We start from the raw sequence: 13,960 nt of genomic DNA on the forward strand, positions 1-13,960 counted from the left end.
ATACATCATCCCCAAAAATTCGAAGGCGCAGCACCAGGACAATGTCGGCAGCTTCCGGAGACAACAGCGGCGCGGCCGGAAGGCCTACGGAAAACGCTTCGAGCGCAGCTAAAACCCTGATCATGCGCGGAAATCGCATCGACAGCCGCGACCTGTTTGCCGCCGAGCGCGAGATCATCATCGCGCATGGCGAAGAGAATTACCGATTGCGGCTGACGTCGCAGAACAAGCTGATCCTCACCAAGTGACATCAACGATGACAATTTGCCGCACGCTCGCCCTGCTCACGCTCTGCTGCCTGCTGTCACCGGAGATGGCGACCGCCGAGGGTCTCACCGTGCACGACGCCCGCGACCGCGACGTCGTGATCGACGACCCCTCGCGGATCGTCTCGATCGGCGGCGCGATCACCGAGATCCTCTATGCGCTCGGTTTCGAGGACCGCATTGCCGGCATCGACTCGACCAGCCTCTATCCCCCGACTGCGCTGCGCGAGAAGCCCGACGTCGGCTACATGCGCCAGTTGTCGCCCGAGGGTGTGCTCGGGCTTCACCCGACGCTGGTGCTGGCGGCGCAGGGCTCCGGTCCGAAGGAGACCATCGACGTGCTGGAGGCTGCCAAGGTGCCGCTGGTGCTGGTGCCCGAGACGTTCTCCGAGGCTGGGCTCGTCGAGAAGATCAAGGTAGTCGGGCATGCCATGGCTGCCGATCGGCGCGCCGCCTGCCTGGCCGCAGCGGTGGAGACCGATCTCGCGCAACTGCGTGCGCTGCGCGCCAAGGTGACGAAGCCGGTGCGCGTGATGTTCGTGATGTCGTTGTTGAACGGCCGTGCCATGGCCGCAGGTCGCAACACCGCCGCGGACGAGATCATCCAGCTCGCCGGTGCCGTCAACGCGATCGACGGCTTTGACGGCTACAAGCCGATCAACGACGAAGCCATCGTGGCGGCGAAACCCGATGTCGTGCTCTCGATCGACCGCGGCAAAGACTCGCTCAGCGCCCAATCGATCTTCGGCCATCCGGCCTTCGCGCTGACGCCGGTCGCTGCCAACAAGACCTTCGTCTCGATGGAAGGGCTTTACCTGCTCGGCTTCGGGCCGCGCACTGCCGCGGCGGCGCGCGATCTCTCACTCAAGCTCTATCCAGAGCTGGCGCCGCAGGGCGAGACCTTCAAGCCCGTCGTCCTGACGGCCAACTGCCGGCAATGAGCGTGCTGGCCGAAGGCCGTCCGCACGGGACGAAACGCCGGGTCGGCGCTGCGCTGCGGCCTGCGGCCTCGCTCACGCTTGCTTGCCTGCTCGCCGCCCTGGCCGGCACCGCCCTGGTCGCACTAACCGTCGGTGCCGCAGGCATTCCGCTGGCGCGGCTGCCCGCGGCGCTCGGCCTGTGGATCGACGACGGCACCAACCCGCTCGTCGCACGCGACCAGCTCGTGCTGTGGTCGATCCGGATCCCGCGGATCGCGGCGGCCGCGATGATCGGCGGGCTGCTCGCTCTCTCCGGCGCGGTCATGCAGGGCCTGTTCCGCAATCCGCTCGCCGATCCGGCGCTGGTCGGTGTCTCCTCGGGCGGAGCCCTTGCCGCCGCCGCGGCGATCGTATTCACCGACAGCCAGCTCGGCGAGGCCCTGCGCGTCCTGCAAAACCAGCTATTGCCGATCGCAGCGTTCGGCGGCTCACTGCTCACGACCATGATCCTCTATGCCATCGCCAGCCGCGGCGGGCGGACCTCGATTGCGATCTTCCTGCTGGCGGGCCTTGCGATCGCCGCGATCGCCAATGCCGGCATCGGGCTGCTGGTGTTCGCGGCCGATGATCGCCAGCTCCGCGACATCACGTTCTGGCTGCTGGGATCACTGAGCGGCGCGACCTGGGCCAAGGTCACGATACTGGCGCCGGTGCTGGCGATCGCTGTTGTCGCATGCCTCGCGATCGCACGCGGGCTCGATGTGCTGGTGCTCGGTGAAGCCGAGGCATTTCACAGCGGTGTCGACGTCGAACGGCTGAAGCGGATCGCGATCGTGCTGGTGTCGGCGATGACCGGCGTCGCGGTCTCGGTCTGTGGCGTGGTCGGCTTCGTCGGCATCGTGGTGCCGCATCTGTTGCGGCTCGTGATCGGGCCGTCGCATCGTCTGCTGCTTCCGGCCTCCGCGCTTTCGGGCGCGATCCTGCTGGTCGGCGCCGATACGGTGGCACGTACCGTCGTCGCGCCGGCGGAGATGCCGATCGGCATTCTGACCGCGGCGATCGGGGCGCCATTCTTCCTCGCGATGCTGCTGCGCCAGCGCGGATTGATCTCGCTGTGACCGACCTGCTCGAGGCGCAGGCGGTGTCGATCGCAGTCGGCGGCGCGACCCTGGTCGATGCGGTATCGCTGCAGATCGGCGCCGGCGAGATGGTCGCGATCGCAGGTCCCAACGGGGCCGGCAAGTCGACCCTGCTGCGCATGCTGTCCGGCGACCTCCGCCCGTCGCGGGGGACGGTCCGCCTCAAGCAGCGCGACATCCACGCCTACGGGCCGCGCGCGCTCGCGCAGCATCGCGCTATGCTGTCGCAGCACGTCAACGTCAGCTTTCCGTTCACGGTCGAGGAAATCGTCACCATGGGCGCCGGCGAGAGCCCGCGCGCCGCGGCTCGCGGGCTGGTCGAGGCCGTGCTGGACGAAGTGGGCCTGACGCATTTCCGCGCCCGGCAACTGCCGACGCTGTCCGGCGGCGAGCAGCAGCGCGCGCATTTCGCCCGCGTGCTGGTGCAGCTCGCCTGTGGTGAAGCAAGGCACGGCCCCGGCCTGTTGCTATTGGATGAGCCGACCTCAAGTCTCGATTTGCGGCACCAGCTCGATCTTGTCGAGATCGCGCGGCGACGCGCGCAGCGCGGCACCACTGTGATCGCGATCCTGCACGACCTCAATCTCGCAATGCGATTCGCCGACCGCATCCTGCTGCTGCATCGCGGCCGCCTCGCCATCGACGGCGACCGCGCCACCGTGATGCGGCCCGAGACGATCAGGCAGATCTTCGAGATCGACGCGACAATCCAGCACACCGACCACGGCGTGCCGTTCCTGCTGCCGCAAACCATGCGGCCGATCTAGTCCATCACGGTCCAGCGGAAAGGCTTTCGCCGTTTCTCCGCTCGCGGTGGGATGGGTCGCTTCGCCGCGAAGCCTGTCATCCAGCGCTAGAGCATGGTGGGATTAGCTTGATCTGAAACAGCGGCGGAGATCACCTCTCCCTTGGGAGAGGTCGATTTGCGCAGCAAATCGGGTGAGGGGTTATGGTCTATCGAGAGCGCAAGGGCCCTCACCCGGATTGCATCTGACGATGCAATCCGACCTCTCCCCGACGGGGAGAGGTCAACCGAAGCCGCCGCGAGCCGATCCAACCTAATCCAATCCCGCATTAGCCTGCCGGCACCATCACGACGCCCTTGTCCTTCGGCCAGCGCATCCGCCAGGCGAAATTGATGTCTCTGACCTCACCGGGCTTGGCCTCGAACGCCCATTCCAGCACGCCGCGCTTGTCGCGCAGATTGGTGGTGGTCGCGGGCGTGCTCGACGGCAACATCTCGACCACGATGTCGTTGGTCTCGCTGACCGGCAATTGATCGAGGACCGCGACCTTGACCGGGAAATCGTGACCGTTGCGCACCGTGGTCTTGAACGCACGCTCGTCGGTCTTCGACGTCGTCACGATCAGCCCGGCGGAGCCCTCGTTGCGCTTCACCACCGTACGCTCGATCTTGACCTTGTCGTCGGCGCCGAAGCCGAGCCGCACCGTCTCGTCCTTCGCGGTCGCCGTCATCCGGCCCCGGCCGACGAAGATGCCGTCACGGTAGATCGACACCCGCCCCGGCAGCAGCGGCGCGTCGTCGCTCTGCACAAAGCTCGCCTCGAGGAACGCGGTGGGATCGATCACCGGGACGGCGCGGATCGCAAGATCCGGCACGATCACAGCCGTCGAGATCCGCAAGCTTTTTGCACTCTCATTTGCCGCAACACTGACGCGTCCTGGAATCCTGAAGGTAGCCTGGAAGGCACCGATCTCGGCGGTCGCCTCGCGCTCCTCGGCATGCTTGCCGAGCGAGGCCTCGCCCTGCTCGACCTCCGGTGCCGGCGCAAGCGCCGAGCGCTGCATGCTGTCCAATGCCTTGGCTGCCGCGATCGGTCGCGGTGGTAACGGATACTGCACGATCAGCGAATTGAGGTCCGGTGCGCTGCCGCCGCGCGCGACGCGGACGGTGGAGACGCCGAGCGTGACGTTCGACCAGTCCTCCCCGGTCGCTTGCGTGATCTCGGCGCGGCGCACCAGCTCCATCGCCGGCTTGCGATCCCTTGCGCCGGTGTCGAGACGAGCGTCATAGAGTGGGATCCAGCGGGCGTTGGGCACCGAATAGGTCACCCGCAGCGTCGCCCTGGTCGCGGCCGTGGAAGCGACGTCGATCCGAACCTCGAGCTTGCTCGGCGGCTTGGCGGCGCGGTCGGCTTCGAGCCGCGCGACCTCGCGATCGATGTCGCGTTGCTTGCGCTTGGCGTCACGGATCGTGCTGTCAGCGGTTGCGACTTCGTCCGCGACGGCCGCAAATGCGGCGCGCCATTCACTGACCGGGCGCGCCTCGCCCTTCTCGCCGAGGCCGGCCGGCGAGGCCTCGGCAAAGCGGGTCGCGAATTTGCGCCGCGCCTCGGCGGCCGCAATCGTGCCCTGCAGATCGGCGCGTTCATCCTTCAGCGCCTCGATGCGCTTGTCGATCTCCGGCAAGTCGGCCGGCGCGATCTTACGCGGCTCGCGCGTGTCGATCGCACCGATCGACAGCCTCGCAGCCGCCTCACCTTCGACCCGCAACGAGGACGGATCGAGCAGCAACGGGAAATCCTTTGCGACCAGCGTATTGTCGCCGGCAGGCAGGTCCAGCGTGATGACGCGGGTAACGCTCGCGCCATCCGGATAGACGGTGACCGCGTCGATATTCGAGGTCGCGTCGAGATCGGCCGCATGGAGCGGCCCGGCCGCCAGGGCAGTGACCAGCACCAGGCTGGTGGTCACCAGACAATTCGCAATCAATCGCATTGATATCCCTCCGAGAAACATCGCGTGGCACGCGAGGCGCGAAGGTGCGCCGGCGTCGCGGAGCACGCTTGCTCGTGGTGAGACGCGACGAAGAAGCGACTGGTTCGATTGAGGTTTCGGTGCGGCGTGATCGTGGCGTACCGGCGGCTGCGTCATGGTGCGGTGATGTCCGAGGTATCGCTTTGTCGTCATTGCGAGGAGCGAAACGACGAAGCAATCCATCGCTTCCCATGCGCGGAGGAATGGATTGCTTCCGCCTTTGCCAAGGCTTCGGCGGACAAGTCGCTTCGCTCGCAATGACGGGCATGGAGTGAGCACAAAAAAACACGGCGCCCGAAGGCGCCGTGCTGTCGTCGTCCGAACGTCTTGGCCGAGCCGAGACCTCAGCTATAGATCTCGAACAGGCCCGCGCCGCCCTGGCCGCCGCCGATGCACATGGTCACGACGCCCCACTTGGCCTTGCGGCGACGGCCTTCCTGCAGCAGGTGGCCGGTGAGACGCGCGCCGGTCATGCCGAAGGGATGGCCGATCGCGATCGAGCCGCCGTTGACATTGTACTTCTCGGGATCGATGCCGAGCTTGTCGCGCGAATAGAGGCACTGGCTGGCGAACGCCTCGTTGAGCTCCCAGAGATCGATGTCGTCGATCTTCAGGCCGTGCCGCTTCAAGAGCTTCGGCACCGCGTAGATCGGACCGATGCCCATCTCGTCGGGCTCGCAGCCGGCCGAGGCCCAGGCGACGAACCGGCCCATCGGGTTGAGACCGCGCTTCTCGGCATCCTTGGCTTCCATCAGCACCACGGCGGCAGCGCCGTCGGAGAGCTGGCTGGCATTGCCGGCGGTGATGTACTTGCCGGGACCCTTCACCGGCTCGAGCTTGGCGAGACCTTCCAGCGTGGTCTCCGGACGGTTGCACTCGTCGCGATCGACGACGTAGTCCTTGATGCTCTCTTCCTTGGTGACCTTGTCGACCACCTTCATCCTGGTCTTCATCGGGACGATTTCGTCCTTGAATTTGTTGGCCTGCTGCGCGGCCGCCATGCGGCGCTGCGACTCCAGCGAATACTCGTCCTGGTATTCACGGCTGACCTTGTAGCGCTCGGCGACGATGTCGGCGGTGTCGATCATCGCCATGAAGATGTCGGGCGCGGTCTTGAGCAGATCCGGATCGATCGATTCCTTCGGCGAGCCGCCGCCGGGAATCGAGATGCTCTCGACGCCGCCGGCGACGATGCAATCCGAGCCGTCGGAGCGGATCGAATTGGCGGCCATCGCGATGGTCTGCAGGCCCGACGAGCAGAAACGGTTCACCGAGACACCGGCGGTCGACTTCGGCAGACCGGCGAGCAGCGCCGCCTGGCGGCCGATGTTCGGCGCGCCATGCGCGCAATTGCCGAGATAGCAGTCCTCGACATACTCCTTGTCGACGCCGGCGCGATCGACGGCGTGCTTGATCGCGTGCGCGGCGAGCGACATCGGCGGGGTGATATTGAATCCGCCACGGCCGGACTTCGCCAGGCCGGTGCGCGCATAGGAAACGATTACGGCTTCACGCATAGTTTTCTCCCTTCGAGATGACGGTCATTGTGGCGTGTCATGGCCCGTTCGTACACATATTTCGGCGGCTGCAACAGGAATACCACGCGTCTCAGAACGATAAACGCCGCCCCCGAGGCCGGAGACGGCGTTCTGTTCCGCAGATCGGAATATCAGACAGTGAGAACTCGAACGGCGATGACGAGGACACCGCGCTCCCTATCCCGCTTGCGGGGGAGGGTTGGGGTGGGGTATCGCCGCGATCGACAATCTTTGTGATGAAAGAGCCCCCACCCGGATCGCATCTACGATGCGATCCGACCTAAGAGCGAGCTTCGCTCGTCTCGACCCCGCAAGCGCAGGGCTATCGCATATGCCGCCCTTGGGCGGCTGCGCACGTACTCGGCCTCGTGGTTCGAGACGCGCCGCAAGCGGCGCTCCTCACCATGAGGGTCTACCGTTGTGCCGCAAGACAAGACCTCATCCTGAGGAGCCCGCCAAAGGCGGGCGTCTCGAAGGATGGCCGCAGGGCGTTTTTCTCCCAAATGCGATTGCCCTACCCCGCAAGCGGGAGAGGTGAAGCGAGTGCGTGGACAAGCGGGCGAACGATCACAGGTCAGAAGCTCAGCGCCTTGGCCTGCTTCACCTGCGGCAGCGCCTGCACCTTGGCAAGCACGTCCGCCGGCACCGCACCGTCGACCTCGACCAGCGCGATGGCGTCGCCGCCCTGCTTGACGCGGCCGAGATGGAAGGTCGCGATGTTGATCTTGGCGTCGCCGAGCAGGCTCGCAAACGCGCCGATGAAGCCCGGCTTGTCCTCGTTGGTCACGTAGATCATCGACTTGCCGAACTCGGCGTCGACGCGGATACCCTTGATGTCGACGAGGCGCGGCTTGCCGTCGGCATAGACGGTGCCGGACACCGAACGCACCTGTCGCTCGGTGGTGACGGTGACGGTGATCAGGCTTTCATAGTCGCTCTGCGCGGCGCGCACGACCTCGTCCACCACCATGCCGCGCTCCTTGGCGACGACGGGTGCCGAGACCACGTTGACCTCGCCCAGCATCGGCCGCAGCAGACCCGACAGCACCGCCGAGGTGATCGCCTTGATCTTCATCTCGCCGACATGGCCCTCATAGGTGATCTGGGTCTTGAGGATGCCGCTCTCGGTGAGCTGGCCGGCGAACGAACCGAGCTTCTCGGCGAGCTCGATGAACGGCTTCAGCTTCGGCGCCTCTTCCGCGGTGATCGAGGGGAAGTTGACGGCGTTCGAGATTGCGCCGGACAACAGGTAATCCGACATCTGCTCGGCGACCTGCAGCGCGACGTTCTCCTGCGCTTCGGTGGTGGAGGCGCCGAGATGCGGAGTGCAGATCACGTTGGGATGGCCGAACAGCACGTTCGCGGTCGCCGGCTCCTCGACGAACACGTCGAAGGCGGCGCCGGCGACATGCTTGGAGTTGAGCGCCTCGACCAGCGCCTGCTCGTCGACCAGGCCGCCGCGCGCGCAGTTGATGATGCGAACGCCCTTCTTCATCTTGGCGATCGCGGCCGCGTCGATGATGTTGCGCGTCTTGTCAGTCAGCGGCGTGTGCAGCGTGATGAAATCGGCGCGCTTCAGGAGGTCATCGAGCTCGACCTTCTCGACGCCGATATCCTTGGCGCGCTCCGGCGAGAGGAACGGATCGAACGCAATCACCTTCATGCGCAGGCCGAGCGCGCGGTCGGCGACGATCGAGCCGATATTGCCGCAGCCGACCACGCCCAGTGTCTTGGCGGTGATCTCGACGCCCATGAAGCGGTTTTTCTCCCACTTGCCGGCCTGGGTCGAGGCATCGGCCTGCGGGATCTCGCGCGCCAGCGCCAGCATCAGGGTGATGGCGTGCTCGGCGGTCGTGATCGAATTGCCGAACGGCGTGTTCATCACGATGATGCCCTTGGCGGTCGCCGCCGGAATCTCGACATTGTCGACGCCGATGCCGGCCCGGCCGATCACCTTCAGCTTCTTCGCCTTCTCGATGATCTTGGCGGTCGCCTTGGTGGCCGAGCGGATCGCGAGGCCGTCATAGTTGCCGATGATCTCGGCAAGTTTCTCCTTGTCCTTGCCGAGGTTGGGCTGGAAGTCGACGTCGACGCCGCGATCCTTGAAGATCTGCACGGCAGCGGGAGATAGCGCGTCGGAAATGAGAACTTTGGGTTTGGACATGTGGATGTTTCCTTTGCCCCACAGAGGGAGCAGGCCGCTCGGGCCGATGTGGTGAAGTCTCTGATCACTTCTCCCTCTCCCCGTTCTTACGGGGAGAGGGTTGGGGTGAGGGGCAGCCGCGGGCGAGGAACAAGCCGAAAGGGCCCCTCACCCGGATTGCACGGGACGATGCTGCGCATCGCCCGGAGAAATCCGACCTCTCCCCGTAAGAACGGGGAGAGGTGACAAGAGAAAACTTACGCCGCTTTGGGCAACGCTGCCTTGGTCTCGGCGAAGGCCCAGTCGATCCACTGCGTGAGCAGCTCGACGTCCTTTGCTTCAACGGTGGCGCCGCACCAGATCCGCAGGCCCGCCGGCGCATCGCGGTAATACGCGAAGTCGAAGCCGGCGTTCTCCTTCTCCACCAGCGCGACCAGCTTCTTGCAGAAGTCGGCTTGCGCTTCTGATGGAAGCGAGATGATCGCGGGATCGGTGAACTTCAGGCACACCGAGGTGTTGGAGCGGATCGCGGGATCCTTCGCCAGGAAATCGATCCACGGCGTCTTCGCCTTCCAGTCGGCAAGCACCTTGGTGTTGGCGTCCGCACGCGCGATCAACGCCTTCAGGCCGCCGATCGACTTCGCCCAGTTCAGCGCGTCGAGATAATCCTCGACGCAGAGCATCGACGGCGTGTTGATGGTCTCGCCCTCGAAGATGCCCTGGTTCAGCTTGCCGCCCTTGGTCAGGCGGAAGATCTTGGGCAGCGGCCAGGCCGGCTTGTAGGTCTCCAGCCGCTCGACCGCGCGCGGCGAGAGGATCAGCATGCCGTGTGCGGCCTCGCCGCCGAGCGCCTTCTGCCAGGAGAAGGTGACGACATCGAGCTTGGCGAAGTCGAGCGGCTGCGCGAAGGCGGCCGACGTCGCGTCGCAAATCGTGAGGCCTTCGCGGGTCGCGCTGATCCAGTCAGCGTTCGGCACGCGCGCGCCCGAAGTGGTGCCGTTCCAGGTGAAGACGACGTCGGACGCGGGGTCCACCTTGGAGAGATCGGGGATTTCACCGTAAGCCGCGTTCAGCTTGGTGACGTCCTTGAGCTTCAATTCCTTGACGATGTCGCTGACCCAGCCTTCGCCGAAGGATTCCCAGGCGAGCGTGGTGACGGGCCGCGCACCGAGCAGCGACCACAGCGCCATCTCGACCGCGCCGGTGTCGGAGGCCGGCACGATGCCGATCTTGTAATCGGCAGGGACTTCAAGCACCTCGCGCGTCAGCTCGATCGCGAGCTTGAGCTTGGCCTTGCCGATCTTCGCACGATGCGAGCGGCCGAGGGCGGCGTCCTTGAGATTGTCGGGGTTCCAGCCGGGGCGCTTGGCACAGGGGCCGGAGGAAAAATGCGGCACATGGGGCCGCGAAGCGGGCTTCGCTGCAGTCATAATCTACCCTTCCAGATAGCTGCCTCTCGGTGGGGAGAGGTTTCCCGCCGCCGGAAATAGTGGAAAGGCGTCAGAACGTCAAGAAACTTCGGATATGTCGGCCGGATATCGGCATCACGGCTGATTGATGGGGCATCGTCGACACGCGGCGCCAATTCCGCCGGCCCGTGAAACCACGGGAATCGGCAACTCCCCGGCCGAAGAGCGGCCTGCGCTCGCTCCACTCTCCCCGTCAGATCCGAGGATGGATTGCGTCGCGAAGCCTGTCATCCGGCGGCGCTTCGCGCCGGACCGATGGCTCGCAATGACGGGGCCGCATGCCTTCGCGCCAGCGCGTTAGAAACGAATCGTCATGCCGACATGGCTGCGTGCGAATCCAAGCCGCTCATAGAAGCGCTGCGCATCGACGCGGGTATGATGCGTCAACAGTTCGACGAGCATGCACCCCTTCGCGCGCGCTTCCGCGATCGCCCACTGCACAAGCTGCTCGCCGATGCCGCGGCCGCGGCAATGCTTTGCAACGCGCACGTCCTCGAGCAAACCGCGCGAGCCGCCTTGCGAGCTGATGCCCGGCAGGACCGCCAGTTGCAGGCAGCCGACGACGGTCCCCTCGCCGTCGACGGCGACGACGAGCTGCAGGTTAGGATCGCGATCGACCCGCTCGAATGCCTGATAGTAGCTTTGCGGCAGCGGATCCTCGATCCGCTCGCGCGCGCTGCCGAGCGGATCGTCCGCCAGCATACCGACGATGGCGGCGACGTCGTCGCGGCGAGCCCGGCGAATGGTGGCGGATGTCGGTGCGGTCATGGTCGTTCGTTCCGTTTCAGGTCAGCGTGCCGGCGGCAGGCCAAGCGCGCGCTCGGCATCGGCAATCCAGCGGTTGATCGCGGGATAGCGATCGAGGTCGAGGCCGCCTTCATGGGCGACCCGCGTGTAGGCGAGCAGCGAGACATCGGCCAGCGAGACGGCGTCCCCGACCAGGAAGCGGGCGCCGCCGAGATGCCGCTCCAGATGATCGAGCGCCACATAGCCGCGCTTCACCAGGTTCGGATCGAGATCCGCCACCGCCTTGCCGAGATACACAATGTGAAAGCGGCAGACCGCCACGTAGGGCTCGTGGCTGTTCTGCTCCCAGAACATCCACGCATCCATCTGCGCCGCGCGATAGGCATCTGTGGGGATCAGGTCGCTGCCGCGCGCGAGATAGCGGATGATGGCGTTGGACTGGGCCAGCGTGCGGCCGTCGTCCAGCTCGACCGTGGGCACCTGGCCCCAACCGTTCAGCTTAAGAAACTCGGGCGTCCGGCTCCCGCCCTTCATCGTATCGATCTCGATCCACGTGTAGGGCAGCGCCAGTCTGTCGCACACCCATTTCACCTTCAGGCAATTGCCCGAATTGGCGTCGCCGTAGATTTTCATGTGGTTGCGCTCCCTCGGCTCGATCGCGGCGGCAGACCCGCTTGTCCGAAATCAGGCCCGAACAACAAGCAAGCGCGACGAGGATTCATCGCGCTTCAAGGAGAGATATCGGAACAGCGACGCTGTTCGCTGTCAAGCCGTGCGGTGGTGCGTCAAAACTTGTAGCCGACGCCGACGCGCACCGTGTTGATGTTGGTATCGACGGTGGACGTGATGCGGCTGTACTCCCACTCCGCGCGCATGAAGAGACCGGCCATCAGGCTCACATCGACGCCAAGGCCGCCGCTATAGCCGTACACCAGGTGATTGTGCAGCACATCGGAGGCGCTCAGGGGCATCAGCGATGTAAACGACCCTGGCGCTCCCGTGGCGCTGATGGCGTCCGAGACGGTGACGAAGCGCGTGATATTGGCATTGCCCAGCGCGAAGCCGCCGAACATGTAGGGCAGGAAGCAGCCCCAGGCATAGCCGGCGCGGGCGCGGAAGGTGGCGAGGTCCGTGATCTCGATTGCGGCCCCCGAATCGACGCGCACGTCATGGAACATGCTGTCCGACAGCTTCGTGCCGCTGACCAGCTCCTTGGTCGCGATCGACGTGCCGCCGAAATTGTTGGCGTGCATGTAGCTCATCTCGGCTCCGACGACGACGTCATCGAACTGCACGTTGTAGCCGACGAAGCCGCCATAGGCCGGCGAGCGCTGCGATTGCTTGCCGAGCCCGAGATTCCAGTTTGCGACATCCATCTGCTGGATCACGTTGTGATCAAGCAGCGCAGAGAGCATGTTGGCGTTTGTCCCGCTGAAATTCTCGTCGGACGATCCATAGCCGGCCTGTCCGCCGATATAGAAGCCCTCCCAGTTGGTGGTCGGGCGGGCCAGCCCCTCAGTGAAGCCGCCGCGCAGCACGGGCAGATCAGCCGCGTGCGCGCCGGTCACCGCCCCGAACATCATCGCCGCCAGCAACAACCTACGCATCGCAACGCTCCATCCAACTCATCAAATTATGCGCTGATCATCGCCTGTTAACCTTAACCAATCGTTGTCGCCGGCCGCTTTCGGCATGCTCTCATTGCAGAGCTTGCGATATCGGCGACAAAGAAAAACGGCGCGGGATGATCCCGCGCCGTTTGCAATCGTTAGCCGGTGAAGACCGGACATTAACCCTTGGTGATCAACGGGGGCGGCGGCGCATAGACCGGCCCGGCGTCCAGATTCCAGCGCACGCCGAGCATTACGTCGTGCGAGGTGAGGTCCTTGATGGTGAAGGGGCTGCCGTTGCTGAATGAACCATCGAACGCGCGCGTGGGACCGGTGGTGGCGTCGCCGAGGTTGATGTAGCGATAGGCCAGATCGAGCGTCACGTTCGGCGAGATCTTGTAGGCGAGGCCCGCATGGAGGGCCCAGGCAAAGTTCCATTTGCCGGCATCGGCTCCGTAGGTGACGCTGTTATTGAGAGTGCCGACCGGGAAGTAGATCACGCCGTCGTCGCGGAACCCGCTGATCTGGTTGTAGGCCGCGCCGACGCCGGCGCCGATATAGGGCGTCACGCACCACCAGGTGCCAAGATCGACATAGGCGTTCGCCATGACGACCCATTCCGACTTGCTTGCACTGTAGTTGTCGGCCGCGGCGAAGCCGGCGAATGCTGCATTCAGCGGGATGTTCTGGGAGCCGTGGAGATTGGCCTTGCCGCGATATTCGCCGGTGAGATCGGCGCGGAACCAGTTGTTGAACTGATAGCCGACGCCGAGCTTGAAGAGCGGCGAGCTGTCAAAGCCGAAGCCGTTGTTCTGCAGCGCGCCCGGGAAGTTGGCATTGACGGAATCAATGCTTCGGCTGTGCAGGCTGTCCATGCGCTGGTTGGTCATGCCGATATCGCCGCGCAGATACCAGCCGCCGAAGTCAGCCACCGGCGGCGGTCCATAGGCCGGCGGTGGGGCGATGGGCATATCGGCGGCGAACGCCGCCGAGGACAGCAGGGATGCCGCGCCCGCGGCAATCAAAGACTTAACACTACGCATTGGCTTCGTCCTTTGGCCAGTGAGGCGAACACGCAAAAGCCCCACGTCTGAAACTCACGGGCCGAACGATGCCAGCAAATGCTTAAGCGGCACTTAACCCTAATTTTTAAGGTTGACGATCCCTCACCGACTTTCGCGCAATCGCGCCTTTGCTGTCGCGAGTGATGCAATCACGGCACAGCAAAGATGGCGATTCGGCCGCAAGTCCTAACGATACGTTGACGAATGGGCCTTGCTGCAGCGCGTGGAACGCGCGCCTGTTAGCGAATGCTTAACCCGATCGCCGCGGCGGTGACAGCGACCAGTC

General features: G+C 64.9%; 12 protein-coding genes. 4 read left to right on the plus strand and 8 right to left on the minus strand.

The features are described from left to right. Window positions 1–41 precede the first annotated feature (41 nt). Genes P6U30_RS33405 through P6U30_RS33420 form a run of 4 tightly spaced genes read left to right on the plus strand, consistent with a single transcriptional unit; the run spans window position 42 to window position 3,092 of the window. Window positions 42–248 (plus strand): hemin uptake protein HemP, encoded by a 207-nt coding sequence (locus P6U30_RS33405; RefSeq protein ID WP_407170602.1) that lies wholly within the window; start codon window positions 42–44, stop codon window positions 246–248. An 8-nt stretch (window positions 249–256) separates the two neighbouring features. Then, window positions 257–1,207 (plus strand): hemin ABC transporter substrate-binding protein, encoded by a 951-nt coding sequence (locus P6U30_RS33410; RefSeq protein WP_407166970.1) that lies wholly within the window; start codon window positions 257–259, stop codon window positions 1,205–1,207. Then, complete coding sequence (locus P6U30_RS33415) at window positions 1,204–2,304, plus strand: FecCD family ABC transporter permease (RefSeq protein ID WP_407166971.1); 1,101 nt, start codon at window positions 1,204–1,206, stop codon at window positions 2,302–2,304. Before P6U30_RS33410 ends, P6U30_RS33415 begins: the two co-directional genes overlap by 4 nt. Then, entirely contained in the window at window positions 2,301–3,092 is a 792-nt protein-coding gene (locus tag P6U30_RS33420) for a heme ABC transporter ATP-binding protein (protein WP_407166972.1), read from the plus strand. The genes P6U30_RS33415 and P6U30_RS33420 overlap by 4 nt, the downstream gene beginning before the upstream one ends. A 307-nt stretch (window positions 3,093–3,399) precedes the next feature. On the opposite strand, the gene P6U30_RS33425 is transcribed toward P6U30_RS33420, so the two are convergent. From P6U30_RS33425 to P6U30_RS33460, 8 genes are all read right to left on the minus strand, one after another. Then, on the minus strand, window positions 3,400–5,064 hold the full coding sequence (locus tag P6U30_RS33425) for a mucoidy inhibitor MuiA family protein (protein ID WP_407166973.1): 1,665 nt from the start codon (window positions 5,062–5,064) through the stop codon (window positions 3,400–3,402). Window positions 5,065–5,447: 383 nt separating this feature from the next. Beyond that, on the minus strand, window positions 5,448–6,620 hold the full coding sequence (locus tag P6U30_RS33430) for a thiolase family protein (protein ID WP_407166974.1): 1,173 nt from the start codon (window positions 6,618–6,620) through the stop codon (window positions 5,448–5,450). A gap of 595 nt (window positions 6,621–7,215) precedes the next feature. Beyond that, window positions 7,216–8,805 carry a phosphoglycerate dehydrogenase gene (serA, locus tag P6U30_RS33435; RefSeq protein ID WP_407148741.1) on the minus strand — a complete coding sequence of 530 codons (1,590 nt, stop codon included), beginning with the start codon at window positions 8,803–8,805 and terminating at the stop codon, window positions 7,216–7,218. Between the two features lie 236 nt (window positions 8,806–9,041). Then, window positions 9,042–10,214: a phosphoserine transaminase gene (locus P6U30_RS33440; protein ID WP_407166975.1), complete on the minus strand. Its 1,173-nt coding sequence runs from the start codon at window positions 10,212–10,214 to the stop codon at window positions 9,042–9,044. Window positions 10,215–10,550: 336 nt separating this feature from the next. Next, window positions 10,551–11,021, minus strand: coding sequence for a GNAT family N-acetyltransferase (locus tag P6U30_RS33445; protein ID WP_407166976.1), 471 nt, complete (start codon window positions 11,019–11,021; stop codon window positions 10,551–10,553). Between the two features lie 21 nt (window positions 11,022–11,042). After that, a complete protein-coding gene (locus P6U30_RS33450; RefSeq protein ID WP_407166977.1) occupies window positions 11,043–11,633 on the minus strand; it encodes a glutathione S-transferase family protein in 591 nt (196 codons plus the stop codon). Between the two features lie 152 nt (window positions 11,634–11,785). Continuing rightward, window positions 11,786–12,607 carry an outer membrane protein gene (locus tag P6U30_RS33455; RefSeq protein WP_407166978.1) on the minus strand — a complete coding sequence of 274 codons (822 nt, stop codon included), beginning with the start codon at window positions 12,605–12,607 and terminating at the stop codon, window positions 11,786–11,788. Between the two features lie 182 nt (window positions 12,608–12,789). Next, window positions 12,790–13,653, minus strand: a complete 864-nt coding sequence (locus tag P6U30_RS33460; protein WP_407166979.1) for an outer membrane protein — start codon at window positions 13,651–13,653, stop codon at window positions 12,790–12,792. Between the last annotated feature and the right edge of the window lie 307 nt (window positions 13,654–13,960).

It is taken from the genome of Bradyrhizobium sp. ORS 111, assembly GCF_045571485.1.
Classification (GTDB): Bacteria; Pseudomonadota; Alphaproteobacteria; order Rhizobiales; family Xanthobacteraceae; genus Bradyrhizobium.

Excerpts from the sequence above, each read along its gene's own strand:
- P6U30_RS33405 (WP_407170602.1), top strand. The coding sequence starts at position 42 with ATGTCGGCAGCTTCCGGAGACAACAGCGGCGCGGCCGGAAGGCCTACG.
- P6U30_RS33410 (WP_407166970.1), top strand. The coding sequence starts at position 257 with ATGACAATTTGCCGCACGCTCGCCCTGCTCACGCTCTGCTGCCTGCTG.
- P6U30_RS33415 (WP_407166971.1), top strand. The coding sequence starts at position 1,204 with ATGAGCGTGCTGGCCGAAGGCCGTCCGCACGGGACGAAACGCCGGGTC.
- P6U30_RS33425 (WP_407166973.1), bottom strand. The coding sequence starts at position 5,064 with ATGCGATTGATTGCGAATTGTCTGGTGACCACCAGCCTGGTGCTGGTC.
- P6U30_RS33430 (WP_407166974.1), bottom strand. The coding sequence starts at position 6,620 with ATGCGTGAAGCCGTAATCGTTTCCTATGCGCGCACCGGCCTGGCGAAG.
- serA (WP_407148741.1), bottom strand. The coding sequence starts at position 8,805 with ATGTCCAAACCCAAAGTTCTCATTTCCGACGCGCTATCTCCCGCTGCC.
- P6U30_RS33440 (WP_407166975.1), bottom strand. The coding sequence starts at position 10,214 with ATGACTGCAGCGAAGCCCGCTTCGCGGCCCCATGTGCCGCATTTTTCC.
- P6U30_RS33445 (WP_407166976.1), bottom strand. The coding sequence starts at position 11,021 with ATGACCGCACCGACATCCGCCACCATTCGCCGGGCTCGCCGCGACGAC.
- P6U30_RS33450 (WP_407166977.1), bottom strand. The coding sequence starts at position 11,633 with ATGAAAATCTACGGCGACGCCAATTCGGGCAATTGCCTGAAGGTGAAA.
- P6U30_RS33455 (WP_407166978.1), bottom strand. The coding sequence starts at position 12,607 with ATGCGTAGGTTGTTGCTGGCGGCGATGATGTTCGGGGCGGTGACCGGC.
- P6U30_RS33460 (WP_407166979.1), bottom strand. The coding sequence starts at position 13,653 with ATGCGTAGTGTTAAGTCTTTGATTGCCGCGGGCGCGGCATCCCTGCTG.